At 61.6% G+C, this 25,905-nt stretch carries 24 protein-coding genes and 1 tRNA gene; 19 read left to right on the top strand and 6 right to left on the bottom strand.

Annotated features, from left to right (window positions below; all coding sequences use genetic code 11):
- Nucleotides 1-95 precede the first annotated feature (95 nt).
- Entirely contained in the window at nucleotides 96-1,349 is a 1,254-nt protein-coding gene (locus F3H98_RS15280; protein WP_149760998.1) for an RNA polymerase sigma factor, read from the bottom strand.
- Nucleotides 1,346-1,711: a YciI family protein gene (locus F3H98_RS15275; protein WP_149760997.1), complete on the bottom strand. Its 366-nt coding sequence runs from the start codon at nucleotides 1,709-1,711 to the stop codon at nucleotides 1,346-1,348. The genes F3H98_RS15280 and F3H98_RS15275 overlap by 4 nt, the downstream gene beginning before the upstream one ends.
- Nucleotides 1,712-2,193: 482 nt before the next feature.
- Between F3H98_RS15275 and F3H98_RS15270 the strand changes: the two genes are divergently transcribed.
- Nucleotides 2,194-2,775 (top strand): LabA-like NYN domain-containing protein, encoded by a 582-nt coding sequence (locus F3H98_RS15270; protein WP_149760996.1) that lies wholly within the window; start codon nucleotides 2,194-2,196, stop codon nucleotides 2,773-2,775.
- Complete coding sequence (locus tag F3H98_RS15265; protein WP_149760995.1) at nucleotides 2,775-3,452, top strand: uracil-DNA glycosylase; 678 nt, start codon at nucleotides 2,775-2,777, stop codon at nucleotides 3,450-3,452. Before F3H98_RS15270 ends, F3H98_RS15265 begins: the two co-directional genes overlap by 1 nt.
- 57 nt (nucleotides 3,453-3,509) lie before the next feature.
- Here F3H98_RS15265 and smpB read toward each other — a convergent pair whose 3' ends face one another.
- Both smpB and dapA read right to left on the bottom strand, forming a co-directional pair.
- Entirely contained in the window at nucleotides 3,510-3,989 is a 480-nt protein-coding gene (gene smpB / locus F3H98_RS15260; RefSeq protein ID WP_149760994.1) for an SsrA-binding protein SmpB, read from the bottom strand.
- An 82-nt stretch (nucleotides 3,990-4,071) separates the two neighbouring features.
- Nucleotides 4,072-4,953 (bottom strand): 4-hydroxy-tetrahydrodipicolinate synthase, encoded by an 882-nt coding sequence (gene dapA, locus F3H98_RS15255; protein ID WP_149760993.1) that lies wholly within the window; start codon nucleotides 4,951-4,953, stop codon nucleotides 4,072-4,074.
- A gap of 248 nt (nucleotides 4,954-5,201) precedes the next feature.
- On the opposite strand from dapA, the gene F3H98_RS15250 reads away from it, so the two are divergent.
- Together F3H98_RS15250 and F3H98_RS15245 are read left to right on the top strand one after the other, a co-directional pair.
- Nucleotides 5,202-7,289 (top strand): lytic transglycosylase domain-containing protein, encoded by a 2,088-nt coding sequence (locus tag F3H98_RS15250; protein WP_188130435.1) that lies wholly within the window; start codon nucleotides 5,202-5,204, stop codon nucleotides 7,287-7,289.
- Between the two features lie 136 nt (nucleotides 7,290-7,425).
- A complete protein-coding gene (locus F3H98_RS15245; RefSeq protein ID WP_149760992.1) occupies nucleotides 7,426-8,328 on the top strand; it encodes an alpha/beta fold hydrolase in 903 nt (300 codons plus the stop codon).
- A 148-nt stretch (nucleotides 8,329-8,476) separates the two neighbouring features.
- On the opposite strand, the gene F3H98_RS15240 is transcribed toward F3H98_RS15245, so the two are convergent.
- Nucleotides 8,477-9,709, bottom strand: coding sequence for a porin (locus F3H98_RS15240; RefSeq protein WP_149760991.1), 1,233 nt, complete (start codon nucleotides 9,707-9,709; stop codon nucleotides 8,477-8,479).
- A 486-nt stretch (nucleotides 9,710-10,195) separates the two neighbouring features.
- On the opposite strand from F3H98_RS15240, the gene F3H98_RS15235 reads away from it, so the two are divergent.
- The 5 genes from F3H98_RS15235 to F3H98_RS15215 all read left to right on the top strand — a co-directional run bounded on the left by F3H98_RS15235 (nucleotide 10,196) and on the right by F3H98_RS15215 (nucleotide 14,937).
- Nucleotides 10,196-10,286, top strand: a tRNA-Ser gene (locus tag F3H98_RS15235).
- 135 nt (nucleotides 10,287-10,421) lie between these two features.
- The gene (locus F3H98_RS15230) at nucleotides 10,422-11,546 is read left to right on the top strand and encodes a porin (protein WP_149760990.1); all 1,125 of its coding nucleotides are present in this window, start codon (nucleotides 10,422-10,424) and stop codon (nucleotides 11,544-11,546) included.
- 313 nt (nucleotides 11,547-11,859) lie between these two features.
- A complete protein-coding gene (locus tag F3H98_RS15225; protein ID WP_149760989.1) occupies nucleotides 11,860-12,825 on the top strand; it encodes a tyrosine-type recombinase/integrase in 966 nt (321 codons plus the stop codon).
- Nucleotides 12,826-13,383: 558 nt separating this feature from the next.
- Nucleotides 13,384-14,496 (top strand): pyridoxal phosphate-dependent aminotransferase, encoded by a 1,113-nt coding sequence (locus tag F3H98_RS15220; RefSeq protein WP_149760988.1) that lies wholly within the window; start codon nucleotides 13,384-13,386, stop codon nucleotides 14,494-14,496.
- A 72-nt stretch (nucleotides 14,497-14,568) separates the two neighbouring features.
- Nucleotides 14,569-14,937 (top strand): VOC family protein, encoded by a 369-nt coding sequence (locus F3H98_RS15215; RefSeq protein WP_149760987.1) that lies wholly within the window; start codon nucleotides 14,569-14,571, stop codon nucleotides 14,935-14,937.
- A 7-nt stretch (nucleotides 14,938-14,944) separates the two neighbouring features.
- Here F3H98_RS15215 and F3H98_RS15210 read toward each other — a convergent pair whose 3' ends face one another.
- Entirely contained in the window at nucleotides 14,945-15,931 is a 987-nt protein-coding gene (locus F3H98_RS15210) for a bifunctional helix-turn-helix transcriptional regulator/GNAT family N-acetyltransferase (RefSeq protein WP_188130434.1), read from the bottom strand.
- A gap of 256 nt (nucleotides 15,932-16,187) precedes the next feature.
- Between F3H98_RS15210 and F3H98_RS15205 the strand changes: the two genes are divergently transcribed.
- The 10 genes from F3H98_RS15205 (at nucleotide 16,188) to F3H98_RS15160 (ending at nucleotide 25,891) form a co-directional block, all read left to right on the top strand.
- Nucleotides 16,188-16,847 carry a TetR/AcrR family transcriptional regulator gene (locus F3H98_RS15205; protein WP_149760985.1) on the top strand — a complete coding sequence of 220 codons (660 nt, stop codon included), beginning with the start codon at nucleotides 16,188-16,190 and terminating at the stop codon, nucleotides 16,845-16,847.
- The gene (locus tag F3H98_RS15200; RefSeq protein WP_149760984.1) at nucleotides 16,813-17,976 is read left to right on the top strand and encodes an isovaleryl-CoA dehydrogenase; all 1,164 of its coding nucleotides are present in this window, start codon (nucleotides 16,813-16,815) and stop codon (nucleotides 17,974-17,976) included. The genes F3H98_RS15205 and F3H98_RS15200 overlap by 35 nt, the downstream gene beginning before the upstream one ends.
- A 78-nt stretch (nucleotides 17,977-18,054) precedes the next feature.
- The gene (locus F3H98_RS15195) at nucleotides 18,055-18,450 is read left to right on the top strand and encodes an AbrB/MazE/SpoVT family DNA-binding domain-containing protein (protein ID WP_149760983.1); all 396 of its coding nucleotides are present in this window, start codon (nucleotides 18,055-18,057) and stop codon (nucleotides 18,448-18,450) included.
- Nucleotides 18,447-18,830, top strand: coding sequence for a type II toxin-antitoxin system VapC family toxin (locus tag F3H98_RS15190; protein ID WP_149760982.1), 384 nt, complete (start codon nucleotides 18,447-18,449; stop codon nucleotides 18,828-18,830). Before F3H98_RS15195 ends, F3H98_RS15190 begins: the two co-directional genes overlap by 4 nt.
- Before the next feature lie 7 nt (nucleotides 18,831-18,837).
- Nucleotides 18,838-20,445 (top strand): carboxyl transferase domain-containing protein, encoded by a 1,608-nt coding sequence (locus F3H98_RS15185; protein ID WP_149760981.1) that lies wholly within the window; start codon nucleotides 18,838-18,840, stop codon nucleotides 20,443-20,445.
- Between the two features lie 255 nt (nucleotides 20,446-20,700).
- Entirely contained in the window at nucleotides 20,701-21,162 is a 462-nt protein-coding gene (locus F3H98_RS15180) for a hypothetical protein (RefSeq protein ID WP_210249684.1), read from the top strand.
- 198 nt (nucleotides 21,163-21,360) lie between these two features.
- The gene (locus F3H98_RS15175; RefSeq protein ID WP_149760979.1) at nucleotides 21,361-21,600 is read left to right on the top strand and encodes a hypothetical protein; all 240 of its coding nucleotides are present in this window, start codon (nucleotides 21,361-21,363) and stop codon (nucleotides 21,598-21,600) included.
- Between the two features lie 709 nt (nucleotides 21,601-22,309).
- Complete coding sequence (locus F3H98_RS15170) at nucleotides 22,310-22,681, top strand: hypothetical protein (protein WP_149760978.1); 372 nt, start codon at nucleotides 22,310-22,312, stop codon at nucleotides 22,679-22,681.
- A gap of 480 nt (nucleotides 22,682-23,161) precedes the next feature.
- The gene (locus tag F3H98_RS15165; RefSeq protein WP_149760977.1) at nucleotides 23,162-23,923 is read left to right on the top strand and encodes a VOC family protein; all 762 of its coding nucleotides are present in this window, start codon (nucleotides 23,162-23,164) and stop codon (nucleotides 23,921-23,923) included.
- A gap of 24 nt (nucleotides 23,924-23,947) precedes the next feature.
- Nucleotides 23,948-25,891: an acetyl/propionyl/methylcrotonyl-CoA carboxylase subunit alpha gene (locus tag F3H98_RS15160; RefSeq protein ID WP_149760976.1), complete on the top strand. Its 1,944-nt coding sequence runs from the start codon at nucleotides 23,948-23,950 to the stop codon at nucleotides 25,889-25,891.
- Nucleotides 25,892-25,905: the final 14 nt, after the last annotated feature.

Raw genomic sequence — 25,905 nt, 5'->3', positions numbered from 1 at the left:
CTTTCAAACATTGGATGTCGGGAAACTGGCCGGGCCTTACACTGAACGACCGTGAAATTCAAGCATAATGGCATTGTTGGGGATATGGCTAGACCTTAATGCCTTGTCGCGCCCTGCCCCTTGAGCTGGTCGAGACGGGCCTCCAGGAAGCGGCGCTCCACGGGCTGGCTCGCCAGGTCGAGCGCGCGCCGGTAGGAAGCTTCAGCTGCTTCGTTTTGGCCGAGCCTGCGCAGCATGTCGGCGCGCGCCGCATGCGCCAGATGATAATCGTCCAGGCCACCATGCCCCAGCACGCCGTCGATGGCCAGAAGCCCAGCCGCTGGCCCGTCGCGCATGCCGATAGCGGCCGCGCGGTTCAACGCCACAACCGGCGACGGATCAACGCGCAGCAGCACATCGTAGAGCGCGACAATTTCGGCCCAGTCGGTTTCGGCCATGCCCGGCGCGCTAGCGTGGACCGCTGCGATGGCCGCCTGGAGCACATAGGGCCCGACACGCCGCGTCGCCAGCGCCCGCCTGATCAGGCCATCCGCCTCGGCGATGAGCCGGCGATCCCATTGCGATCGGTCCTGATCCTCAAGCAGCACGAAATCACCCGCAGCATCCGTGCGCGTGGCGCGCCGCGCTTCATGCAGCAACATCAGGGCGAGCAGGCCGAGCGCCTCCGCATCGTCCAGGAGTTCGACCATCAGCCGGCCGAGCCGGATCGCCTCCGCCGACAAGTCGGCGCGCGTCAGGCTCGGCCCTTCGGTCGCGGCGTAACCCTCGTTGTAGATGAGATAGATCACCTGCAGGGCGCTCTCCAGCCGGGCCGGCAGTTCCGTGCGGCCAGGCACTTCGTAGGGAATCGCGGCTTCGCGTATCCTGGCTTTGGCGCGGACTATGCGCTGCGCGATCGTCGGCCCACGGGTCAGATAGGCGCGTGCGATCTCCTCGGTGGTCAACCCGCCGACCTCGCGCAAGGTGAGCGCGATGCGCGCGTCGGGCGCCAAAGCGGGATGACAGCACACGAAAATCAGCCGCAGTTCGTCGTCCTGGATCGGTTCGGGCATGGTCGGCTCCGCCACGGGTTCGGCCAGCGCCGTCAGTTCCGGCAAGACGCCCGCCAGCCGCGCCTGGCGGCGCCACCGGTCGATGGTCTTGAAACGGCCCGCCGAAACCAGCCAGGCATAAGGATTTACCGGAACACCTTCCCGCGGCCAGCGGTCCGCAGCCGCGGCGAAGGCTTCGTGCAAAGCCTCCTCCGCAGGCTCGAAGCCGCCCAGCAGGCGGATCAGCGTTGCGAGCACGCGCCGCTTCTCGGTGCGGTAGGCCGCCTCGATGGCGGCGCGTGCTTGCGGATCGCTCACAGTTCCGGCCGCGGCTCGCTGAAATCGACGACCGGGCGGACTTCGACCGAGCCGATCTTCGCCAGCGGGTGCGCGCTCATGACCTGCACCGCTTCATTGAGATCGGATGCCTCGATGACGATGAAGCCGCCCAGCACCTCCTTCGTCTCCATGAACGGCCCGTCGACGGTCGACATCTTTCCGTCGCGCACCCTGATCGTCATGGCCTCTTCGGGCAGCACCAGCGCCTCCGAGGCGACGTAGTGCCCGGTTTCCGTCAGCTTTTCGCCGAAGCCGGCGCATTCTTCGAGGGCGGCGTTGGATTCGGGTGCTCCGCCGAAAAGCGTCTTGGGGTGGTAGTAGATCAGACATGCATAGCGCATGATGGGCTCCTTGTGTTGACACCTTTGAACGCAGGTAGTCGTCTGGCGCCGCAGGAATTCGACATAGGTTTAGATTTTTTTTCGGAATTGTCGAAACACGGCCGCGCGCGGCGCTCTCGCCATCATCAAGTCAGGGGCCGTTGCGGAAATCCGACTGGTCAGGATCGCATCGAAGTGGGCTTTGAGAGCCTGTTTCGAAATTCGTCAGGGCGTGGCGAAAATGGTTATTTCGAGAACCGGAGCGCAGCGTACATTCGGGTACGCAAGCACCGGAAGCGCAGAAATTGCCATTTGCAGCCCGCCATCACGGATTTCCAAACGGGCTCTGAGTGCGCCATCACATTTTCTTGCTTTTCCCGAGGAATCTCTTGGAATGGTCCCGTCGGAGCGTTATCTCATATTAGGCAGCGGTGAAATTGCGCCGCACAGGGCCCGGGACCGAAAATTTTTCGATCTTTTATTGACCAAAAGGATTTTCCGGCATGTTCGACCCCCGCGAAAAGATCGCCTTGTTCATCGACGGCGCCAATCTCTACGCCACGTCGCGCGCGCTCGGCTTCGACATCGATTACCGCAAGCTACTGTCGAGCTTCCAGAAACGCGGCTATCTCCTGCGCGCGTACTATTACACCGCGTTGATCGAAGACCAGGAGTACTCGTCGATCCGGCCGCTGATCGACTGGCTCGACTACAATGGCTTCAAGGTAGTGACCAAGCCGGCCAAGGAATTCACCGACTCGACCGGCCGCCGCAAGATCAAGGGCAACATGGACATCGAACTCACCGTCGATGCGCTCGAACTTGCCGATGTCGTCGACCACTATGTGATCTTTTCCGGCGACGGCGATTTCCGCACTTTGGTGGAAGCGCTGCAGCGGCGCGGCCGCAAGGTCAGCGTGGTGTCGACAATGGCTTCGCAGCCGCCAATGATATCCGACGACCTGCGCCGCCAGGCCGACCACTTCATCGACCTGACGACGCTGAAGAACGAAGTCGGGCGCGATCCGTCCGACCGCCCCGTCAGGCGGCCCGAGCCGGCCGACGCCGAAGACGACGACTATTGATGTCGGCGGAAAATCTGGCGTTGCTCGCAGAGCCGTCGCGCGACTGCCCGCTGTGCCCCAGGCTGCATGATTTCATCGCCGGCTGGCGGCAGCGCGAACCCGGCTGGTTCAACGGGCCGGTGCCGACGTTTCTGCCGCCGGAAGGCGACGCCGCGGTGCGCTTCCTGATCGTCGGCCTGGCGCCCGGCCTGCGCGGCGCCAACCGCACCGGTCGCCCCTTCACCGGCGACTACGCAGGCGACCTGCTCTACGCGACGCTGATCCGCTTCGGCTTCGCGCGCGGTGAATTCAAGGCGCGGCCCGACGACGGGCTCCAGCTAATCGGCACGGCGATCACCAACGCGGTGCGCTGCGTGCCTCCCGAGAACAAGCCGGTCGGCGCGGAGATAAACACCTGCCGGGGCTTCCTGAAACCCACGATCGAGCGGTTTCCAAACCTCGAGGCCGTTCTGACGCTTGGCGGCATCGCCCACCAGACGACGGTGCGAGCACTCGGCGGCCGCGTCGCCGCAATGCCGTTCAAGCATGGCGGCCGTCATCAAGCCGGCCCTATTTCAATTTTTTCCAGCTATCACTGCTCGCGCTACAACACCAATACGGGGGTGCTCACCGAGGAGATGTTTGTCAGCGTTTTCAAGGACGTGGCCGAATTTCTTGAGTCCCGCCGATCCCGCTGACAAAGTGCTCCAGCAGCTAGAGTTGTCCTCGTTCTGACAATTCGGCAAGCCGGAAACTCACCCCCGCTCCTTCAACAAGCGCCCCTTCTCACGCGCCCAATCGCGCTGCTTTTCGCTCTCGCGCTTGTCGTGCAGCTTCTTGCCGCGGGCAACGGCGAGCAGCAGCTTGGCGCGACCGCGGTCGTTGAAATAGATCTTCAACGGCACCATGGTCATGCCTTCCCGGTCGACGGCCTGGCCGAGGCGCGCCATCTCGCGCTTGTTGAGCAGCAATTTGCGGCGGCGGCGCGGTTCGTGGTTGAAGCGGTTGCCCTGGAGATATTCCGGCAGATACGAATTGATCAGCCAGATCTCGCCGTCTTCCAGCGATGCGTAGGATTCCTGGATGTTGGCATGGCCCTGGCGCAGCGACTTCACTTCGGTGCCGGTGAGCATCAGCCCGGCCTCGATGGTATCGAGCACCTCGTAAGAGAAACGCGCCTTGCGGTTCTCCGCCGCCACCTTGTTGTTGGGATCGGATTTCTTGCCGGGGGCCATGACTTTCGAAGCGGTTCGTCCCGCCAACTCCTTGATTTGAAACGATGTTCCGAGCCGTCTGTGAACTCGCGCGAATGTCGCTCTAGTTGATCAGGCCAGCGTGTTTCATCGCCGCGTCGATCTTCTCGGCGGTCGAATCCTCCACCGTCATCAGCGGCGAGCGCAGGGCGTTCTCGACCTTGCCCAGCCGCGACAGCGCATATTTTGCGCCGGAAACGCCGGGCTCAAGAAAGATCGCCTTGTGCAGTGGCATCAGACGGTCCTGCAGTTCCAGCGCCTTTTCCTTGTCGTTGTTGAGCGTCGCTTCCTGGAACTCTGCGCACAGGCGCGGGGCGACGTTCGACGTCACCGAAATGCAGCCGACGCCGCCATGCGCGTTGAAGCCGAGCGCCGAGGCATCCTCGCCGGAAAGCTGGATGAAATCCTTGCCGCAGGTCATGCGCTGTTCGGAAACACGCTCCACCTTGCCGGTCGCATCCTTGACGCCGACGATGTTCTTGAAATCGTGAGCCAGCCGACCCATCGTTTCCGGCGTCATGTCGATGACCGAGCGCGGCGGGATGTTGTAGATGATGATCGGCAGGCTGGTTGCCTTGGCCACCGCCGCGTAATGCGCATAGAGGCCGCGCTGCGTCGGCTTGTTGTAATACGGCGTCACCACCAGCACCGCATCGGCGCCGACGCTTTCGGCATACTTCACCAGACCGACAGCTTCCTCGGTGTTGTTGGAGCCGGCGCCGGCGACAACCGGCACCTTGCCCTTGGCCACCTCGACGCAAGCCTTGACGACCTGCCGGTGCTCATCATGCGACAGCGTCGGCGACTCGCCGGTGGTGCCGACTGGCACGAGGCCGGTCGTGCCCTCGGCAATCTGCCATTCGACGAATGCGCGAAAGGCTTTCTCGTCGAGACGCCCGCTCTTGTCGAACGGTGTCACGAGCGCGGTAAGCGAGCCTCTCAGCATGTCGTCCAACTCCCTGGAACGCTTGGGGTTTCAAAGTCTTTGCGATGTCACGGATTTTTTAGCCGAAAGCAAGGCGGCTCACCATAGTCCTGACATTCCTGTGCGGCAATACCAGCCAAACACGGTTCTCGAAGGAATCGAATCCAGCGATGATAACCTTTCGTTTACATCCTCTTCACCGCATCTCGGTAAGGTCCCCGTAACCCGCTCCACCTTGTATCGTGTATGGACAGGAAATGAAAAACGCCATGCCATCCAGAGTTCTGGTGCGTCTTGTGCTTGCGGGCACTGCGCTGGCCACAGTTACGGTGGCGTTCGGCCAATCTGGTCACATGAACTACGCGCCGGTGCCCAAAGCCCGGCCGCAAGCAGCCATCAGCGGCAATCTCGACAAGGAAACGACCGGTGCGATCCGGGTGCGACCAGAGCTTCCCGGCGACCGGCAGCCGGTTAAATCCGCTGACATCGCCGCGCTGAAAAGCGGCCTCGACGCACTGACCGCGAAGGACCTCGGTCGCGCGCGCGCCGTGCGCGACGCGCTGCCGGCGGCTTCGCTCGATCACCATATCCTCGCCTGGGCGATCGCGCTGCAAGGCGGCAATGACATTTCAAGCGGTGAGATCGCCGCCGCGGCGGAGGCACTGCCAGGCTGGCCCGGCATGGCAGCACTTCGCCGCAACAGTGAAAAAGCCCTGCTGCGCGAGAACCCCGCGGCCAAAACCGTGGTGCAGGCATTCGGTGCGACGAAGCCGCAGACTGCCGAAGGAATGACCATTCTGGCGCGGTCGCTGGTGGTGCTTGGCCAGCCGGAGCGCGCCCGCGCCCTGCTGTCGCCGTTCTGGCGCACGGAGAAACTCGAGGCAAAGGACGAGGTCGCGATTCTCAAGGAGTTCGGCGCGCTTATCCCGGCTGCCGACCACCGCTTTCGCATGGAGCGCATGTTGTATGCGGACCGGGTGAGCTCTGCGCAGCGTGTCGCGGGACTGGCCGGCGCAAAACAGCTCGCCGATGCGTGGAGCGCCGTGCTCAGGAACGACAAGAACGCCGGCAAGCTGCTCGATGCGGTTCCGTCGGCACAACGCTCGGCCGGCTACCTGTTCGCTGAAGCCAAATATCTGAGGCGCGGCGAAAAAATCTCCGAGGCGGCCGCGATCATCCTGAAGGCGCCGAAAGACAAGGCGTCGCTTGTCGATCCCGACGCCTGGTGGATCGAAAGGCGGGTCCTGTCGCGCGAACTGGTTGACGCGGGCGACATGAAAACGGCCTACAGGCTTGTGGCGGCGCATTCCGCCGAAAGCCCGTCGAATGCCGTCGATGCGGAATTCCACGCCGGCTGGTATGCGCTGCGCGGGCTCAACGACGCACAGACGGCGGCGAAACATTTTTCCCGCATCGCGGAGATCGCCGACGGCCCGGTTTCGCTGTCGCGTGCCTATTATTGGCTTGGCCGAGCAGCCGAAGCCGGCGGGCCTGGCGATGCCAAGGCCTATTACGAACGCGCCGCCGGCTACGGCACCGCGTTCTATGGACAGCTCGCGGCTGCGAGGATAGGCCGCGGCGGCATCACCGTCGCCTATCCCACTCCGACCTCGGCCGACCGACAGCAATTTTCGCGACGCGAGGCCGTGCAGGCGATCCGCCGGCTGGAAAATGCAGGGCACGCGTGGCGCGCCGACATTCTTTACCGCGATCTCGCACAACAGTTGACGGCGCCTGGCGAACTGGCGCTGCTGGCGGTGATGGCGGAAAAGCGCGGTAATAACTTCCTTGCGCTGAAGGTAGGAAAAATAGCAGCCGGACGCGGTATCGACATCGGCGCGTTATCGCATCCACTCGGGGCCATACCAGAATCGGCCAAGATCGACGGCTCCGGCAAGGCGCTCGCCTATGCGATTGCGAGGCAGGAAAGCGAATTCAACACCGGCGCCGTCTCGCGCGCCGGCGCCATGGGGTTGCTGCAGCTGATGCCGGGCACGGCAAAGGAACTCGCCAAGCGGTCTGGCCTGCCCTATTCAATGCAGCGTCTTACCTCCGATGCCGGCTACAATGCGACCTTGGGCGCTGCCTTTCTCGGCGAACAGCTTGGCAAGTTCGACGGCTCCTATGTGCTCACTTTCGCCGGCTACAATGCCGGGCCACGCCGCACACAGGAATGGGTGAAGCGTTACGGCGATCCGCGCGGCAAGGACATCGATACCGTGGTCGACTGGATCGAACGCATCCCCTTCGCCGAAACGCGCAGCTACGTGCAGCGCGTGATGGAGAACTACCAGGTCTACAAGATGCGGCTTTCCGGACAGTTCAACATCGCCACCGACCTGGTAAGCGGGCGCTGATTCTTCGACCGGCTTTGCTTTCTCCGGGGGGGTCGCCGTGCCGGCCGGCGCTGGCGTCACGCGCCCACGGCTATTGATTCTGCGCTGTCGAACCGTCTAGCAATGCCAAGGCGGCGGTCCGCCGACGGGAGTTCTCATGGATATATCGACCGGCTTTTCCGACTTTTTCTATTCCGCGCAGGACGGGCTGAAGCTGCATGCCCGAATCTATGGGGACGATGGCAGCGCCGGATTGCCGGTCATCTGCCTCCCCGGCCTGACGCGCAACGCCCGCGATTTCCACGATCTCGCCCTGTTCCTGTCGCGCGACGCCCAACAGCCTCGCAAGGTCATCGCCTTCGACTATCGCGGGCGTGGACGCTCGGCCTACGATCCCAACTGGAAAAACTATGATGTGGTCGTCGAAGCTGGCGACATCCTCGCCGGCCTCACCGCCCTCGGCGTCGAGCACGGGGCCTTTGTCGGCACCTCGCGCGGCGGCCTGATCATCCATGTTCTGGCGGCGATGCGGCCGGCGGTGCTTAAAGCGGTGGTGCTTAACGATATCGGTCCGGTTGTGGAAGGCGAAGGCCTGGCGCATATCCGCGCCTATCTCGAGCGGGCGCCGAAGCCCAAAAATCTCGCCGATGCTGTCGCCGTTCAGAAGGCCGTGCATGCGCAGGCGTTTTCGGCGCTGAGCGACGCGGACTGGGAGCGCTTCATTCGTGCCATTTACCGAGAGGAAAGCGGCGTTCCGGTTCCCGATTTCGACCCCGCTTTGCTGAATGTCGTCAAGGGCATGGACCTGACGCAACCTCTGCCGGTGCTCTGGCCGCAATTCGAGGGGCTGAAAGCTGTTCCAATGCTGGCGATCCGCGGCGCGAACTCGAAACTGCTGTCTGCAGCGACCCTCGCGGAGATGGCCAGTCGCCATCCAGATTGCCGAACGGTTACCGTCGACGGCCAGGGCCACGCGCCCCTGCTCGAGACGGGAGAATTGCCGGCGACCCTCGCCGCATTTCTAACCCACGCCGAGCAGAAATCATCGACAGACTCATAGGCCGGAGACCGCCGAATTTTCATTGCGCCGCCGTGTCGACGAGGCCACGGCGGCACCTGAAGCGCGACACAATTGCCTTAAGGCTAGACCCTCAAAGCAAAAAACCCGGCGGTTGCCCGCCGGGTTTTTCTATCAGCCGTGAAGCCGATTAGAAGTTGCGCTGGAAGCGAAGGAAGCCACCAAACGAGTCGGCATCGTCGCCGGCATCATCAGCGAAGTTGTCGATGTAGACAACTTCAGGCGTGATGGTGAAGCCCGGAACGAGCTCGTAGTCGACGTTACCGACTGCCACGAAGTTCTCGAAGTCGTCATACGAAATCTGAACGTTGACTGCGGTCTTCGGCGACACGACGAAACGACCGCCGCCCCAGATGGCCCAGTCGCCACCCCAGTTGCCGTAGAAGTTCAGGTTGGTGATATCCGCAACGCCGTCGCCGTCGATATCAAAGTCATCCGAGTCCTTCCAGCCTGCCATTACGAAGAGGCTCAGAGCCTCCGTCGCTTTCACGTCCAAGCGGCCCTTGACGGCGAACTGTTCCCAGACCGAGTCGTAACCGGCAACAACCTTCACGCCACCCCAGCCAGCAGTGTAGCCGACACCAGCAGCAACATGCGGCATGAAGCTGTCCAGCGTGTAGACGTCTGCCGAAACAAAGTCCAGGTCGCCATCAGCATCAATGTCGACAAGAACGTCATCCGTGCCGGTGCCTTCTTCGAGAGCGATACCGGCGGTGAAGCCGTTGCCCGCGTCGAACTTATACTGGATGGTGTGGGTGTCGAACGGACCATAAGGAATGAGGTCGTCGTTGATGATGGTACCGGCATAGTCGGTAAAGGTCGTGAAGAACGAGTCGGTCTTACCAACCAGGAAACCGCCCAGCTCGATATAGGCGTGGTTGATCGCGACTTCTTCGTTGGTCTCAACGAACGGAAGGTCGGTATCTGCGACACCATCACCGTCAGTGTCGATCGTGCCCAGGTTGCCCTGGTCAGCGTCATAGTTGAAGTTGATCTGGAAATATGCACGCAGGGTGCCGAGCTCGGTCTCGGTGCGGGCGTCGAGACGCAGGGCCGCACGAGCGCGCTTGTAGTAGGTGTCGTTGATGTCGACAACGCCATCCTCAAGCAGGTCGAGCTTGTCGAACGACTGCTGACCTAGAAAGCCGTCCTCGCCCACGCCGATGTCGTAACGGACATAGCCGCTGACCTTCAGGCAGGTTTCGGTGCCGGGCATGTAATAGAAGCCGGTGCCGTACACGTCGCAGACGCGAACGTATTCGACCGGCTCCGGCTCGGCGACGACGACCGCATCGGCGGCGCGCGCACCGGAAACTGCGACGAGGGCCGCAGCGGAGCCGAGAAGAAGGCTCTTGATGTTCATTTTCTGACCTCCAGTCAAAGTTAATAAACGGGTCTGGGTATTTATTGCTGAAGGACAGCGTTCCCTGCCCCATCCCCAATGGCGAAAAAGACGCAAATCGCTCCTTCTTCAGTGCTGACTTTTACCGAACCCGTTTGCCTGTTCAACAACGATCAGGCGTTTGTACCTGCGCTGCCGCCTCTATGCCCAAAGCCTGTTGCACAAATGACACGATTTTGCCCACCTTGTTCATTCCTTGGTAACCATCAGCCGCTTTCGACCCCTTGTTTCCAGCATATTCGCCCAAATGAAACGGGCAGAATCGCCCGCAGCACCGGGTGCTCCAGCGTCGAATCGGCCGGTTATTCGGGTGTGCAGGGATCGGCGGCGCCAGCTCGGCAGAATTCGCACCGCCCGCACTCTTTACCTGGCTGGCAGGCATTTTCGAGAAATCACGACCTCTCCTTATTGATTGTCATGCCGGATTTCTCTATCCAGCGGTGCGCCGGAGAGGTGGCCGAGTGGTCGAAGGCGCTCCCCTGCTAAGGGAGTAGACCTCAAAAGGGTCTCGTGGGTTCGAATCCCATCCTCTCCGCCAGCGCTTTGGTTCACATCGACATCCCAAGTCTTTTCAACCACTTACCTGCCATTCGCTGGGCGAGGGGCGCGGATTTTGCGCCCTAAACCGGCATTTTCTCGCGCTCCTGTCACGATTCTGACTGGAGGTCAGAAAATGAACATCAAGAGCCTTCTTCTCGGCTCCGCTGCGGCCCTCGTCGCAGTTTCCGGTGCGCGCGCCGCCGATGCGGTCGTCGTCGCCGAGCCGGAGCCGGTCGAATACGTTCGCGTTTGCGACGTGTACGGCACCGGCTTCTATTACATGCCCGGCACCGAAACCTGCCTGAAGGTCAGCGGTTACATCCGCTACGACATCGGCGTGGGAGATATCCTCGGTCTGCAGGACGTGCTCGACAAGGAAGACTTCGCCAACGGCGTAACGAACCTGAACGACACCTACTACAAGCGCGCTCGTGCGGCCCTGCGTCTCGACGCCCGCACCGAGACCGAGCTCGGCACCCTGCGTGCATATGCCCAGATCAACTTCAACTGGGATTCGACTATCGCTGGCCGGACGATCGATACTGATGGCGACGGCATTAACGACGCAGGCGGCTTCTCCACCACCGCCCAGAGCACCTCGCTCAACCACGCCTACATCGAGCTCGGCGGCTTCCTGATCGGTAAGACGGACTCGCTGTTCACGACCTTCACCGACTACGCCGGTTCGGTCATCAACGACGACTTCGCCGTTCCGTACGGTCCGTTCGACACCCACACCATCCAGTACAAGTTCGATGCGGGCAACGGCTTCAGCGCCGCGATCGCCGTCGAAGAAGGCGCTGGCCTGACCTACACGATCGACGACTACGTCCCGCACGTCACCGGCGGCGTCGGCTACACCGGCGGCTGGGGTTCGGTCCGCGTCGTCGCTGGTTACGACTCGGTCTGGGAAGAATACGCCGTCAAGGCGCGGTTGGACGTGAAGGCGACCGAAGCCCTCAGCCTCTTCGTGATGGGCGGCTTCAAGGATGACGATGCTGGCGAGCCGAACTTCTACGGCACCTGGGGTGGCGACTGGGCCATCTGGGGCGGCGGTCGTTTCGTCGTGTCGCCGAAGGCTGCCATCAACGTTCAGCTGGCGTACGACGACTACGAGAACTTCTCGGCTGTCGCCAACGTCGACTACGAGCTGGTTCCCGGCTTCACCATCACGCCGGAAATCGCTTATGGCGAAAACTTCGACGTCGATGACTCCGATGCGTTCGGCGGCTTCATCCGCTTCCAGCGCAACTTCTAATGCGCCAAGCGCGATAGCTTGAGTTGACGGCCCGGGGTCCAAGGGGGATCTCCGGGCCGTTTCATTTTTCAATCTGCGTTGGCGAGGGGGCTGACAGAACAGGGGGCTCGCGACTTGAACGAGGCATGACCTTGATGTGTGGATTCAAAGACAAGCGTCTCAAATTTCGCGTGAATTTCGCGAGAGAGCCGCACTTCCCAATCTCACAGAAATGTGATCAACGGGTCCTTATCGGTTACAAGAACGTGATCTCGGCAGGGGGCCGGGTTCACTTCCACAGCAAAATTGTACCGGTTGGGGGCGCGTTGTTGTCATGAGTACGAGTGTAAAGAGTGACTTTTCGAGTCATACAATTTCATACACTGCCAATTACGGCAGCGGCGCTGCCCTTCATGACAGACTTTTTAATGTCGTCGAAAAGTTCTCGGTCGCGGAGCTCTTCGAGAGATACAAGAACATTCTGTGGGAAGACGGAAACCACAAATACAACGTCACCTCATTCCTGGGCGAGTTAAACGAAATAATGCTCGGAGAGCGCTTCAGCGCCTTCGATCAAAGCACCCTGGACGATCTGATCGGCAAGCTACGCGAACGCGGTAACAGCAACGCCACCATCAACAGGAAGATGGCTGCGCTGAGCAAACTGCTGCGAAAGGCGTACAAGATGGGGGATATCCACAGCTTGCCGGAGTTCCGGCGTCAGAAGGAACGGGCCGGGCGCATCCGGTTCCTGGAGTATGACGAGGAAGATCGCTTGTTCGGCGCCATAAAGGCCCGCTGCGAGGACAGCTACCGGCTGAGCCTGTTCCTTGTTGACAGCGGCTGCCGGCTCGGCGAGGCGCTGGGCCTGATCTGGAACGATATCCAGGAGCACCGGGTGAGTTTCTGGATCACCAAATCCGGCCGTAGCCGCACGATCCCGCTGACCGAGCGCGCCGAAAGAGCGATCAAAGGGGTAGATGCCAGAGGCAACAAGGGCCCGTTCTCGATGCTGACCGGGGTGCGCTATCGCATGCTGTGGAACGATGCCAAGGCTGAAATCGGACTCGGCGACGACACCCAGGTCGTACCGCATATCCTCAGGCACACTTGCGCGTCTCGCCTGGTGCAAGGCGGCATCGACATTCGCCGTGTCCAGATGTGGCTCGGCCACCAGACCTTGCAGATGACCATGCGTTACGCGCATCTCGCGACCAACGATCTCGATTCCTGCGTCAATGTGCTCGATCGCGATCGCTGCCGCCGGCATCATCCGGAGCGGGCCTGGCACATAGCCTGACCGAACGGAAAGGCCAAGCGTCTCACGGGGGTCGTGCAAGCGTATCCGCGCATGCAATACCCCCTCGCACGGGCACAAGGGGCTCCGGGCTAAATCGGCGTTCGCCCTTGCTCCCTGAAGCGGTAACGGGCTCACATTGATAGATGAACTGCATCCGTTCAGCCGCTGGTCGTTCCAGCACCTCCAGGAGTTCGCGCCCGTTGCGGCGATCGCATCGCCGCAACCAGAAACCGGGCGGCCGGAAGCGGCGGGACTGCTGGCGGACTTGAAGCTGACTGCTTCCGACGGTCGCGGTATATCCGCTATCGAAAAGCTCGACAGTTTCGTGGTCATGCGCACTGGAAAATCCTCGACGAATGGCATGGGGCCATGTCGACCCCACTGCCCCACACTTTCTTTTCGGCGCTGACGGAAATCGACATGCTCGGACAGGTCGCAAGGGCGCTTTGAACATCGAGGGGTTTGTTTCACTTCCGATGCGACGCGAAAGAGAATTGCTTCCCCGACGGCGGACCAATATCTAGGCCCACAATCTTCCCATGCCGAGCGAGCCAGACGATGCCCAAAACTCCGCGCCTCACACCTTTGGTGGCATCCTTGCCGACGACGGTGCCGTTTGTCGGCCCGGAAGCGCAGGAGCGCGCCAGCGGCAGGAAATTTCGCGCCCGCATCGGCGCCAATGAAAGCAGCTTTGGCCCCTCGCCTGCCGTGATCGCCGCCATGAATGCCGCTGCACCCGGCATGTGGATGTACTGCGATCCCGACAATTACGATCTCAAGGCGGCACTCGCGGCTTTCTTGCGTGTCAACATCGGCAATGTCGTGGTTGGCGAAGGCATCGACGGCCTGCTCAATCTCGTCGTTCGCATGTATGTCGCGCCCGGCGAAACGGTGGTGACTTCGCTTGGCGCCTACCCGACCTTCAATTTCCATGTCGCCGGCTTCGGCGGGCGCCTGGTGACGGTGCCGTTCGAAAACGACCGGGAAAACCTTGACGGGTTGCTCGCCGCGGTGAAGCGCGAGAACGCGCCGCTGGTATATCTCTCCAATCCCGACAATCCGATGGGAACCTGGTGGGAAGCTTCGGAAATCGTCCGTTTCATCGAGGCGCTGCCGGAAACCACGATGCTCATCCTCGACGAGGCCTACGGCGAGACCGGTCCCGCTTCAGCGCAGCCGGCGCTCGACGTTGCTCGCCCGAATGTAATCACCATGCGGACGTTTTCGAAGGCCTACGGGCTTGCCGGCATCCGCTGCGGCTATGCTATCGGCGAAGCCAAAGTTATCGGCGAAGTCGAGAAGGTGCGAAACCATTATGGCGTCAGCCGCATGGCGCAGATCGCTGGCCTCGCAGCACTTGCCGACCAGGCCTACCTGAAAGAGGTCGTGGCGAAAGTCGCGGCCGGGCGTGAACGTATCGCCAGAATTGCTAGGGAAAACGGGCTGTCACCGATCCGTTCGGCGACGAACTTCGTCACGATCGACTGCGGCGGGGATGGCGCCTTTGCGCTGAAGATCATGCAAGGCCTGCTGTCGCGCGATGTCTTCGTACGCAAGCCGATGGCGCCGAAACTGGATCGCTGCATCCGCGTCAGCGTTGGGCTCGACCACGAACTGACTATTTTCGAGGAAGAGCTGCCGGGCGTTTTGGCGGCCGCGCGGGGCAACTGATCCATCGCGGCGTCTCCGATGCCGGAGTACTTGGACGGTATAGGGAATTAATGCATCTCTGGAGGTGAACCGATGCCGAAAGCCGTGCCGATGCTGCATGTTTCGGATGTCGACGCCACCGCCGACTGGTACCAGTCGATCGGCTTCACGATCGAAAACAAGGGCAGCGACGGACAGGACATCATCTTTGCGCTACTGTCGTTCGGGGAGAGCGAAGTGATGCTGAGCGCCGGCGGCTCTGTCAGCCAGGCGCCTCGCCGCGACGCCGATCTTTATCTTTATGTTGACGACGTCGGCACCATTTTCCCGCATGTCAGCCGGCAAGCCGAACTGGTCGAAGGGCTGCACGACACGTTCTACGGGATGCGCGAATTCATTGTGCGCGACATCAACGGATTCTGGCTGACCTTTGGGCAGCGTTTGCCAAAGCGGGCGAATTGAAGCGTGGCTACAGCGCCAGTTCCCATGTCTGGCCGACCAGATCCTTGCCGAAGCTGTGATGCCGGTTTTCCTCGACGAGCCTGAAGCCGGCGCGCTCATAGAGTTTGCGCGCCGCGACGAGCACGTCGTTGGTCCACAGAACCATGCGCCGGTAACCACAGCGGCGCGCCTGCTCGACGCACTCCTCGACCAGCCGCGCGCCGATGCCATGGCCTCGCGCGGCTTTTTCGACATGCAGCATGCGTAGTTTTGCCGATCGTCCATCATCCTCGTGGACCAGAAAGACCGCCCCCACCGGCTGGCCATTCAATTCGGCGATCCAGCAGAAATCGAGGCCGGGCTGGCAATTGCGGATGAATGCGGCGCCGATCTCCGCCAGCAAGGCCTCGAACTCGATGTTCCAGCCATACTCTTCCGCATAGAGCCGGGCTTGCCGCTGCACCACCCAGCCGATGTCACCGACGCGATGCGGGCGCAGCGCAATACATGGCGGCCGGGCCGTCTCGCCCAAAAACTCCATCATGATGTGCAAGGCATTGCCGAGTTCGGGCTGCCTCTCGCCGGGAAAAGCAGATACGAGGCGCGTAATATCCTCGTCGGCGGCGGCCTGGAGTTTGGCGAGGGCCGCAGCACCCGCCCCGGTGAGCGACAGGATGCGGCGGCGGCCATCGGCGGGATCGGCGCGTGCTTCGGTGAGACCGGCGCCTGCGAATTTTTTCAGGATGCGGGTCAGGTATGCAGGGTCGAGCCGCAGATCCTCCGCAATCTCGGATGCCGCAGGCCCGACCTCCAGATGGAATGTGTCGGCGAGAAAACCCAATTCTCCATTTGCCTTGGCGGAAACCGGACTGCCGCGGTGGCCGATTTCAAACAACACGCGTGCTTCAGTCAGCGTAAAGGCGCTGCGGGTCAACGTCTCTTCGAGAAGGCCAATTGTGCGGGTGTAGAGCCGGTTGAAACGCCTGACGTCAGCAACCAGACCATCGGTGTCCATCAATATTCCTCACTGCATTTTCGTTGACTCAGTCAACTAAATTTAATGGACTGAGTCAACGAATATGTGAAGAAAACGGGCAAAAGCATGCTGGCGCGCCTCATCTGCTGCATCTGCCGAGCAGCAAAAGCGGCCATGAAGCGTCACGCGGGTAACGACTACCGATTGCGTCACAAGCAACATACGGCTCGCAGGGCATCTTGAATTAATTGAACGTTTGTTTTATTATTGATCCAAATCAAAACGAGGCTTATCCATGGCCAGAACCACCGGTTCAGACGGCGAGAAGACGGAAGCCGCGCTGCGCGAAGCGGCGGTCAGCCTGATGGCGCGCCATGGCTATGAGGCGGTGTCGATGCGCCAGCTCGCCGCTGAAGTGGGCGTCCAGGCCGCCGCGCTCTACCGCTATTTCCCAACCAAGGAAGACCTGCTGTTCACGCTGATGCGCGAGCATATGGAAGGGCTGATCGGAGCGTGGGAAGAGACGCGGCCCCTGATGGCTGGCCCGGCGGAGCGCCTCGAGGCCTTTGTCGGCAACCATATCCGCTTCCATGTGGCGCGCCGCCACTCGACGCACGTTTCCAACATGGAATTGCGCAGCCTGTCGCGTGAAAACCTCACCCACATCCTCAGGCTGCGCACGAGCTACGAGAAGGAGCTGCGGCAAATCCTGCGCGACGGCGTCGAGACCGGCGCCTTCCTCGTCGACGATACCGGGCTGACCGCGATGGCGATCATTCAAATGGTGACCGGCGTGATCGTCTGGTTCCGCCCCGACGAGCGACTGTCGGTCGACGAAGTGACCGAAACCTACCTTTCCATGACCTTGCGCCTGGTCGGCGCCGAGACAAAAAACATCAAAAATTCCAGGGAGAAACGCGATGTACACGCATTCGATGAATTTCGGGCTGGGTGAGGACATCGATGCGCTGCGCGACATGGTGCAGCGTTTCGCGCAGGAGCGTATCGCCCCGCTCGCTGCCGGCATCGACCAGTCCAACCAGTTTCCGGCAGCGCTATGGAAGGAACTCGGCGAGCTCGGCCTGCTCGGCATCACCGCCGACCCCGACCATGGCGGCTCCGGCATGGGCTATCTCGCGCATGTGATCGCGGTCGAGGAGATTTCGCGCGCCTCGGCCTCTGTCGGCCTTTCCTATGGCGCCCATTCCAATCTCTGCGTCAACCAGATCAACCGCTGGGCAAAACCCGAGCAGAAGGCGAAGTACCTGCCCGATCTCTGCAGCGGCGAAAAGGTCGGCGCGCTCGCCATGTCGGAGAGCGGTTCGGGTTCCGACGTCGTCTCGATGCGGCTGAGGGCGGACAAAAAGAACGACCGCTATGTGCTCAACGGCACCAAGATGTGGATCACCAACGGCCCGGACGCCGACACGATGGTGGTCTACGCCAAGACCGATCCGGAGCGGAAATCGCGCGGCATCACCGCCTTCATCGTTGAAAAGGAGATGGCCGGCTTCTCGGTCGCGCAGAAACTCGACAAGCTCGGCATGCGCGGCTCCAACACCGGCGAACTGGTGTTCGAGAATGTCGAGGTGCCGTATGAAAACGTGCTGCACGAGGAAGGCCGCGGCGTCGAAGTTTTGATGTCCGGCCTCGACTATGAGCGTGTGGTGCTGGCCGGCGGGCCACTCGGCATCATGGCCGCCTGCCTCGATGTCGGCATTCCCTATGTGCACGAGCGCAAGCAGTTCGGCCAGAAGATCGGCGAATTCCAGCTCATCCAGGGCAAGCTCGCCGACATGTACACGACCATGAATGCGGCGCGCGCCTATGTCTATGCGGTGGCAAGCGCCTGCGACCGTGGCGAGACGACCCGAAAGGATTCGGCCGGCTGTGTCCTGTTCGCCGCCGAACGCGCCACCCACATGGCGCTTGACGCGATCCAGCTGCTCGGCGGCAACGGCTACGTCAACGACTATTCGACCGGGCGCCTGCTGCGCGACGCCAAGCTCTACGAGATCGGCGCCGGCACGAGCGAAATCCGCCGCTGGCTGATCGGACGGGAGATCATGGCGGAGGGCGTCTAGATTGGCAACTTGCAAAAAATTGCCATTAGGGTGAGATTATGACATAATCGGCTTGTTTGCCACTTGAGCGCGATTGTCATGAAACACAAAAAGAAAACGGCGGGTTTCCAGGAGCATGCCCAAGCGCCATATGATACGCGCCAGCGGGAGAGCTTGCTCGGGAAGCCGCCGCGCTATGAAAAGCTGAAACTCGGCGAGGGCGGGCGTTTCGTCATCCCTGCGGCGATGCGCGAGGAGATAGGCGTGAAGCCGGGCGAAGATCTGATCCTCTACGTGGAAAATGGCGAACTCCGGGTAAGGTCATGGCTTCGGAACTTGAGGCGCATCCAGTCGGAATTGTCGGCTTTGAAAAGGCCGGGCGAAAGCGTCGTTGACGATTTCCTGAAAGAGCGGCGAGAGGAGCAGCGTCGAAGCGACGAGCGATTCGACCGGCTTCATGCCGAAGGCATGGCGATGAAGAAAGCGCCTGGATGATCCCATACGTCATGGACAGCTCCGCAGCGCTTGCGATCCTGCTCGACGAAAAAGGCGCCGAAACAGCAATGGGCTTCTTGCCGGGGGCCCAGTGCTGTTCGGTCAACGCCGTGGAGATCATCACCAGACTGATCGACAGGGGGCGCTCCGCAGAGGAGGCCGCAGAGGATTTCGCCGGCCTGGGCATGCCGATCGCCGCCTTCGACGGAGCCCTGGGAATTGCCGCAGGCCAGCTTCGCGCGGCGACCAAGCATCTTGGTCTCTCGCTTGGCGATCGCGCCTGCCTTGCCCTGGCAATTCGCGAAGACCTCGTTGCCGTCACCGCCGACCGCAACTGGGCCAATCTCGACGTCGGCTGCAAGATAGAACTCATTCGCTAGGGAAAAAATGGCCACCTTAACCTCCCAGATCTCCCCCTCCTCCGAAGCCTATCGCGACAATGCCGCCCGCATGCGCGAGCTGGTCGCCGACATCGCCGACAAGGCAGCGCTGGTACAGCGCGGCGGCTCCGACGAGGCGCGCGAACGCCATGTATCGCGTGGCAAACTGCTGCCGCGCGAGCGGCTGGCGCAATTGCTCGACACTGGCTCGCCCTTTCTCGAAATCGGCCAGTTCGCCGCCTGGAACATGTATGACGGCGACATTTCTTCAGCCGGCATGATCGCAGGTATCGGTCGCGTCGAGGGCCGCGAGGTGGTGATCGTGGTCAACGACGCCACGGTGAAAGGCGGCACCTATTACCCGGTGACCGTGAAGAAGCACCTGCGCGCGCAGGAAATCGCGATGCAGAACAACCTTCCCTGCGTCTATCTCGTCGACAGCGGCGGGGCTAACCTGCCCAATCAGGACGAGGTGTTTCCCGACCGCGAGCATTTCGGCCGCATATTCTACAACCAGGCCAACATGTCGGCTGCCGGCATTCCGCAGATCGCCTGCGTCATGGGTTCGTGCACGGCGGGCGGCGCCTATGTGCCGGCGATGGCCGACGAATCCATCATGGTGAGGAACCAGGCGACCATCTTTCTCGGCGGCCCGCCGTTGGTGAAGGCCGCCACCGGCGAGGACGTGACGGCGGAGGATCTCGGCGGCGCCGACGTGCATACCCGCCTCTCCGGCGTCGCCGACCATTACGCGATGGACGACGAACACGCGCTGGCGATCACCCGGCGCATTGTGAAAAACCTCAATCGCAGGAAAGAGACAAGCCTCGACCTGCGTGACTCCCGGCCGCCGCTCTACGCCCCGGACGAGATATACGGCGTCATCCCCGCCGACCTGCGCCAGCCATACGATGTCCGCGAGATCATCGCGCGCGTGGTCGATGGCTCCGAGTTCGACGAGTTCAAGCAGAACTACGGCACCACGCTGATCACCGGCTTTGCCCATCTGCACGGCATGCCGGTCGGCATCATCGCCAACAACGGCGTGCTCTTTTCCGAAAGCGCGGTGAAGGGCGCGCATTTCATCGAATTGTGCTGCCAGCGCAAAATCCCGCTGATCTTCCTGCAAAACATCACCGGCTTCATGGTGGGCCGCAAATACGAGGCCGGCGGCATTGCCAAGGATGGCGCCAAGCTGGTGACCGCGGTGGCGACCGCCCAGGTGCCGAAGGTCACGATGATCATCGGCGGCTCGTTCGGCGCCGGCAATTACGGCATGTGTGGCCGCGCCTATTCACCACGCTTCCTGTGGATGTGGCCGAACGCCCGCATCTCGGTGATGGGCGGCGAACAGGCGGCCACGGTGCTTGCCATGGTCAAGCGCGAGGGCATCGAGCGCAAGGGCGGCGAATGGAGCGCCGAAGAGGAACAGAAATTCAAGAAGCCGATCCTGATGAAATACGAGCATGAGGGCCACCCGCTCTATTCCTCGGCCCGCCTTTGGGACGATGGCATCATCGACCCGGCCCGCACCCGCGAGGTGCTGGCGCTCTCGCTCTCCGCCGCGCTGAACGCCGAAGTGAAGGAGACGAAATTCGGCGTGTTCAGGATGTAAGGGCCATCCCGCAACGGAAATCTCGCTTCCCGTTTGTCCACCCCCATTCCGCGTCCCCTTAAGCTTTTCCTCGAGCAGTCGAGGAAGGGTGATGGACGAAAGCGCACACACAAGGTTCAGAACACGAAGCCAGATCGCAGCGGGAGCGATCCTACAACAACAATGTACGGCGCTTCGATCTGGAGAATCGCAGCTTCGGTGAACAATATGATGACGGTCTCGGGCTGATTGAGGAGACGTTGGGGGAGTATGGCTATGACCTCTCGGATTTCTGAAATATCGGTGCATGAATTGCTCAAAACGTTTCTTAAATATGAAAATCTGCGCTTGCGCGCTGTCAGAAGGCTTGATGTCCCGGCCACCAATAGGAATTTCCTCAAGGCGGTAGCTGCATCAGACTCGCTTTCACAAACTGCCGCAGGCAGAGCGGAAATCGAGAAGCTTCTTACGCACCCGATGCCCTATATCCGTGTCAGGGCGGCAGGTGCGGTGATGACGTGGGCGCCCGAAAAAGCAATACCGGTTTTTGGCCGCATGCTCGATGCCGATCTGAGCGCCATCAGTTCAGTGGATGAGCGGCTGGATATACGGATCGATTCCCAGGACTGGCTTTACCAGCATTTTCAGATCCGCAGTTCCGATCGAAACGATCTCATAGAGCCATTGAAGGCTTATGGCATTGAATTGTCTTATCGAGATCGCACGGGATGGCGATGAAACCGCGAAGGACATGGGTTATGAAATCGATCCATTTTGATCCAGAAACGACGCAACTTGTTTCTATCCTGGTCGAGCATCAGCGGGAAATCGCCATTTCGACAGAATATTCTCGGTAGCAAAGCAACTTTCGAAAATTCTCGCGGACGTGACGCCCTCGAACATCTAATGACACACGATATGCCGGAAGTTTGCGTCGTGGCCGCTGGTCAAGTCATGGCATGGGCGCCCGACAAGGCGATTCCCGTGCTCGGCAAGTTGGTCGTGGAATGGCTGCGCAAGGATCCCCGCAAGGGATACGTAGCGGTGCGCACGGAGGCCAAGGCACGGCTCTACGATCATTTCGGCATCAAGGATTTCGATCAGAACAAGCTGATCGAGCCATTGAAGGCGTTTGGCATCAACTTGCCGCGACAACCGGAAGGAGGGTCGTTCTGACAGCGCGGCCTTTCGGTGACCGCCAGGTGGAGCGACTGGCGCATAATGGCATGGCCGCCTGCGATATGGTGTGGAGGCCTGCAGGGGAATGGCAAGTACGACGACGCAGCAAGCACATGGCGCTCATAGCCACCAGTGGCCTCGCACACGATGAGCATTGCCCATTGTCAGCATCTGTTAGCAGTCTTCCCCCGGTTTTGTCCACACCCCTTTGCCGCTCCCGCATAATGGCTGCATCGCCCTCACGGGAACACGGGTCATGAACCGGATGAGCGTGGAGGGGACGGTGCCGGATCGGCAGCGCTACGGTGGCGTTGCTGGGGGAATGAACCCGTAGGTCCGGGCCCTGACCGAGGCTAGTTCGCGGTGTGAAAGCCGCGCTCCCTGCGGTAGGGCAAGAACACCGGCGGCGCCTGGGAGACCGGGCCTCGTATAAATTTGAAACGGCACGGTCCCAGGCGCCGCTTCCCACTCCTGAGCCTGTCGAAGGGCTCCACTCAATGGCCAGACCGGAAACGGGGCGTGGCGACGGAGAAGCTTGTGCCGATGGAAGTTGGAGCCTGCGATAAAAGACCTCGCCGGCGGAGAGCTTGAATTGACTTACTGGGATCGCGCGAGCTGTGAATAATGACAACCGTACACCATTACTTCTTTTCACACGCACAGATTGCAGCTAACCCTTGTCCCGTTCAAAGGGGGAATACAGAGAATGGGACTGAAATACGTGCGGCCGGCAATCGCTTCGATGCTGGCGGGAATGATGCTTGTGGCCACACCGGGTGCAGGAATGGCGGAATCGCTGGCGGGGAAAATCGGCAACAAACGCTATCCCGTGCAATTCACACCCGGAATGACCGGCCCTTGCCAGAAGGTCTACAAGGACTACATCGCGGCCCCTGGCCACTCCGCCTATGCGCAGACACCCTTGCGAGATGGGGTCGAAGCCTTCTTCTGCGGACGCGCCTTCAATGCGCCTTCACAGAAGGCTGCCGAGGAGCGCGCACTGGAGAACTGCAGGTCCGTGGGCAAGAAGTACAAGGTCAAGATCGCAGGAGCTTGTGCGGTTTACGTTTCGAAATAAAGAAAGCGACGGGAGCAGGCGAACAGGCCGGCTCCCGTCGTGGGCCAGATGACGATGTTGGCCGAGGCCTGTCTCGCGGGTCGGTCGGACACTGCAAGCGGCAGGTTAAGCCCCTCGCCCGCCATGCGCTTCAACAACCTTGTGGCAGGCTTCGGAAAACTTCTCCCTGTCGCGCAGACAGGCCTGCATCTGCGCCAAGACCGGGGCAACCGTCCGCGTCAAATTTCATCGCATGGGCGCACTCGCAGCCCGTGCGGCAAACCAACAAGTCATCAAACACGCCGGCTGCGTCGCGCGGGACCCTCCACAGGGCGGTTTCGCCGGGTTGCACGATGCTTGTCTTCGCGTCGTCAAGATTGTGATGTCAGTATATTGCCGTTCGCCCTTTCCGGGCGCAACGTCACCGCCTCGCGATCGAACATGCTCCGGCCGGCGCTGGCCGGGGGCGAAAGAGTTCGACACCAACCAAGGGAGCGAAACATGGCCTCGAAATTCATCTGGTATGAACTGATGACTTCCGATCTCAAGGCGGCGGAAAAGTTCTACAGCGAAGTTGTGGGCTGGAGCACCGAGGATTTTGGCGGCGGTGATTTGCCCTACACCATCGTCAAGGCGGGCGAGACCCCCGTCGGCGGTTTGATGAACATTCCCGCCGAAGCGGCGAACATGGGCGCACAGCCAGCCTGGATGGGCTACATCTACGCCGCCGATGTCGACGCCAAGAGCGAAAGTATCCGGGCGGCTGGCGGCGCCGTTCAGCGTGCGCCCGAGGATATTCCGGGCGTCGGCCGGTTCTTTGTGGTAGCCGATCCCCAAGGGGCGATGTTCATGCTTCTCGCCCCGCAAGGTCCGGAGCAGCCGCCGGCGCCGATGGGCACGGTCGGCCATATCGGCTGGCGCGAACTCTATACCGACGGCTGGGAGAAGGCCCTCGACTTCTATTCCAGCCAGTTCGGCTGGACCAAAGACCAGTCGATGGACATGGGCGAAATGGGTACGTATCAGCTCTTCGCGATCGACGGTGAACAGGCTGGAGGCATGATGAATCGAACGCCGAACATCCCGATGCCGTGCTGGGGTTTTTACTTCAACGTTTCCGGCATCGATGACGCGGCGGCGCGCGTTACCGCGAACGGCGGACAGATCCAGATGGGGCCGATGGAAGTGCCGGGCGGCAGTTGGGTCATCAACTGCGTGGATCCGCAAGGCGCGGCGTTCTCCCTGGTCGGCCCGAGCCGATGAATTGACAGTGACAAACGAGGGTACATGTTCACCAAAATACTGATTGCCAACCGCGGCGAGATCGCTTGCAGGGTCATTCGAACCGCCCGCAGGATGGGCATCCGGACGGTTGCCGTCTATTCCGATGCCGATGCGCGCGCCCTGCATGTCGAAATGGCCGACGAGGCCGTGCATATCGGCCCGTCGCCCGTCACGGAAAGCTATCTGCTCGGCAACAGGATCATCGAAGCCGCGCTGGAAACGGGCGCCCAGGCAATCCACCCCGGCTATGGTTTCCTGTCGGAAAATCCGGACTTCGTCGATGCGGTCGAGGCGGCCGGGCTGACCTTCATCGGTCCTTCCGGCGCCTCGATCCGCGCCATGGGCCTGAAGGACGCAGCCAAGCGGCTGATGGAAAAGGCCGGCGTGCCGGTGGTGCCCGGCTATCACGGCGAGGACCAGGGGCTTGTGCTGCTTGCCGGCAAGGCCAAGGAGATCGGTTATCCCGTGCTGATCAAGGCGCGCGCCGGCGGCGGCGGCAAGGGCATGCGCCGGGTCGACAGCCCCGACGATTTTCCCGAGGCGTTGGCCGGCGCCCGCCGCGAGGCCAAGGCCGCCTTCGGCGACGAAAGCGTGCTGGTCGAAAAATATGTCGACAAGCCCCGGCACATCGAGGTGCAGGTGTTTGGCGACAATCACGGCAACGCGGTGCATCTTTTCGAGCGTGACTGCTCGGCTCAGCGCCGCCACCAGAAGGTGATCGAGGAGGCGCCGGCGCCCGGCATGACGCGCGAAATGCGCGCGGCGATGACGGCAGCGGCCGTGAAGGCCGCCGAGGCCATCAAATATTCCGGCGCCGGCACCATCGAATTCATCGTCGATGCCTCGGACGGGCTGAAGGCCGACCGTTTCTGGTTCATGGAGATGAACACGCGCCTGCAGGTCGAGCACCCGGTGACCGAGATGGTGACCGGCATCGACCTCGTCGAATGGCAGCTCAGGGTCGCCGCCGGCGAAGCGCTGCCGAAATCGCAGAACCAGATCGCGCTCGACGGCCACGCCTTCGAGGCGCGCATCTATGCCGAGGATCCCGGAAAGGGCTTTCTGCCGGCGACCGGCACGCTGCATCATTTGAAATTTCCACCTCAGGATGCCGATCTGCGGGTCGAAACCGGCGTGCGCGCCGGCGATGCGATCTCACCTTTCTACGATCCGATGATCGCCAAGCTGGTCGTCCACGCAGACAGCCGCACGGAGGCCCTCCAGGCGCTGGACAACGCTCTGGCGGCGACCGAAATCGCCGGTTCGGTAACCAACATCGCCTTTCTCGCCGCTCTTGCCCGCGACGCCGACTTCGCGGCAGGCGACGTCGATACCGGATTGATCGGGCGCAAGCAGGACGGGCTCGTGCAAGTGCCGCCACCGGGCGCGGAGGCGGTCGCAGCCGCGGCGCGCGAAGCGGCCGGCATCGGAACCCTGCCGGCTTCCGGCGATCCATGGGCGTCACTGCCCGGCTACGCGCATTTCCACGCCACGCCGCGGCGCACGCGGCTGAAATTTGGCGATACGGACATCTCGGCGCACGTTTCGGTCGTCAACGGACGCTGGTCGGTGGAACTGGACACGCCGATTTCCCCCGCCCCCTCGCCTGGTGGAACACCACGCGTGGCGCGCTGGCCGGGCCACATCACCGTCTTCGACGGAGCCGCCGGTTATACCTTCGCCGTCCACGACCCGCTGGCGCAAGCTGCGGACGCGGCCGCAGGCGACAGCATGCGGGCGCCGATGCCGGGCCTGGTCAAGATCGTGCGGGCAGCCGCCGGCGATATCGTAACGAAGGGCCAGCCCCTGCTGGTGCTGGAAGCCATGAAGATGGAACATACCATCGCGGCATCGCATGACGGCGTCATCGCCGACATCGTCGCCGAAGGAATGCAGGTCACCGACGGCGCGGTTCTGGTGCGGTTCGTGGAAGCCGATGCGGCCTGAACAGGCGGGACGTC

Origin of the sequence: Neomesorhizobium albiziae (genome assembly GCF_900114255.1) — a bacterium.
Taxonomy (GTDB): Bacteria; Pseudomonadota; Alphaproteobacteria; order Rhizobiales; family Rhizobiaceae; genus Neomesorhizobium; species Neomesorhizobium albiziae.
The sequence above is the reverse complement of the archived record's forward strand: the minus strand, read 5'-3'. Positions and strand labels throughout refer to the sequence as shown.

Bases quoted from the DNA above. Each gene is read 5' to 3' on its own strand.
- F3H98_RS15225 (WP_149760989.1), top strand. From the start codon at position 11,860: ATGAGTACGAGTGTAAAGAGTGACTTTTCGAGTCATACAATTTCATAC.
- F3H98_RS15170 (WP_149760978.1), top strand. From the start codon at position 22,310: ATGGGACTGAAATACGTGCGGCCGGCAATCGCTTCGATGCTGGCGGGA.
- F3H98_RS15200 (WP_149760984.1), top strand. From the start codon at position 16,813: ATGTACACGCATTCGATGAATTTCGGGCTGGGTGAGGACATCGATGCG.
- F3H98_RS15230 (WP_149760990.1), top strand. From the start codon at position 10,422: ATGAACATCAAGAGCCTTCTTCTCGGCTCCGCTGCGGCCCTCGTCGCA.
- F3H98_RS15210 (WP_188130434.1), bottom strand. From the start codon at position 15,931: ATGGACACCGATGGTCTGGTTGCTGACGTCAGGCGTTTCAACCGGCTC.
- F3H98_RS15205 (WP_149760985.1), top strand. From the start codon at position 16,188: ATGGCCAGAACCACCGGTTCAGACGGCGAGAAGACGGAAGCCGCGCTG.
- smpB (WP_149760994.1), bottom strand. From the start codon at position 3,989: ATGGCCCCCGGCAAGAAATCCGATCCCAACAACAAGGTGGCGGCGGAG.
- F3H98_RS15240 (WP_149760991.1), bottom strand. From the start codon at position 9,709: ATGAACATCAAGAGCCTTCTTCTCGGCTCCGCTGCGGCCCTCGTCGCA.
- F3H98_RS15275 (WP_149760997.1), bottom strand. From the start codon at position 1,711: ATGCGCTATGCATGTCTGATCTACTACCACCCCAAGACGCTTTTCGGC.
- F3H98_RS15195 (WP_149760983.1), top strand. From the start codon at position 18,055: ATGAAACACAAAAAGAAAACGGCGGGTTTCCAGGAGCATGCCCAAGCG.
- F3H98_RS15185 (WP_149760981.1), top strand. From the start codon at position 18,838: ATGGCCACCTTAACCTCCCAGATCTCCCCCTCCTCCGAAGCCTATCGC.
- F3H98_RS15245 (WP_149760992.1), top strand. From the start codon at position 7,426: ATGGATATATCGACCGGCTTTTCCGACTTTTTCTATTCCGCGCAGGAC.
- F3H98_RS15180 (WP_210249684.1), top strand. From the start codon at position 20,701: ATGACCTCTCGGATTTCTGAAATATCGGTGCATGAATTGCTCAAAACG.
- F3H98_RS15215 (WP_149760987.1), top strand. From the start codon at position 14,569: ATGCCGAAAGCCGTGCCGATGCTGCATGTTTCGGATGTCGACGCCACC.
- F3H98_RS15190 (WP_149760982.1), top strand. From the start codon at position 18,447: ATGATCCCATACGTCATGGACAGCTCCGCAGCGCTTGCGATCCTGCTC.
- F3H98_RS15165 (WP_149760977.1), top strand. From the start codon at position 23,162: ATGGCCTCGAAATTCATCTGGTATGAACTGATGACTTCCGATCTCAAG.
- F3H98_RS15160 (WP_149760976.1), top strand. From the start codon at position 23,948: ATGTTCACCAAAATACTGATTGCCAACCGCGGCGAGATCGCTTGCAGG.
- F3H98_RS15220 (WP_149760988.1), top strand. From the start codon at position 13,384: ATGCCCAAAACTCCGCGCCTCACACCTTTGGTGGCATCCTTGCCGACG.
- F3H98_RS15250 (WP_188130435.1), top strand. From the start codon at position 5,202: ATGCCATCCAGAGTTCTGGTGCGTCTTGTGCTTGCGGGCACTGCGCTG.
- dapA (WP_149760993.1), bottom strand. From the start codon at position 4,953: ATGCTGAGAGGCTCGCTTACCGCGCTCGTGACACCGTTCGACAAGAGC.
- F3H98_RS15265 (WP_149760995.1), top strand. From the start codon at position 2,775: ATGTCGGCGGAAAATCTGGCGTTGCTCGCAGAGCCGTCGCGCGACTGC.
- F3H98_RS15270 (WP_149760996.1), top strand. From the start codon at position 2,194: ATGTTCGACCCCCGCGAAAAGATCGCCTTGTTCATCGACGGCGCCAAT.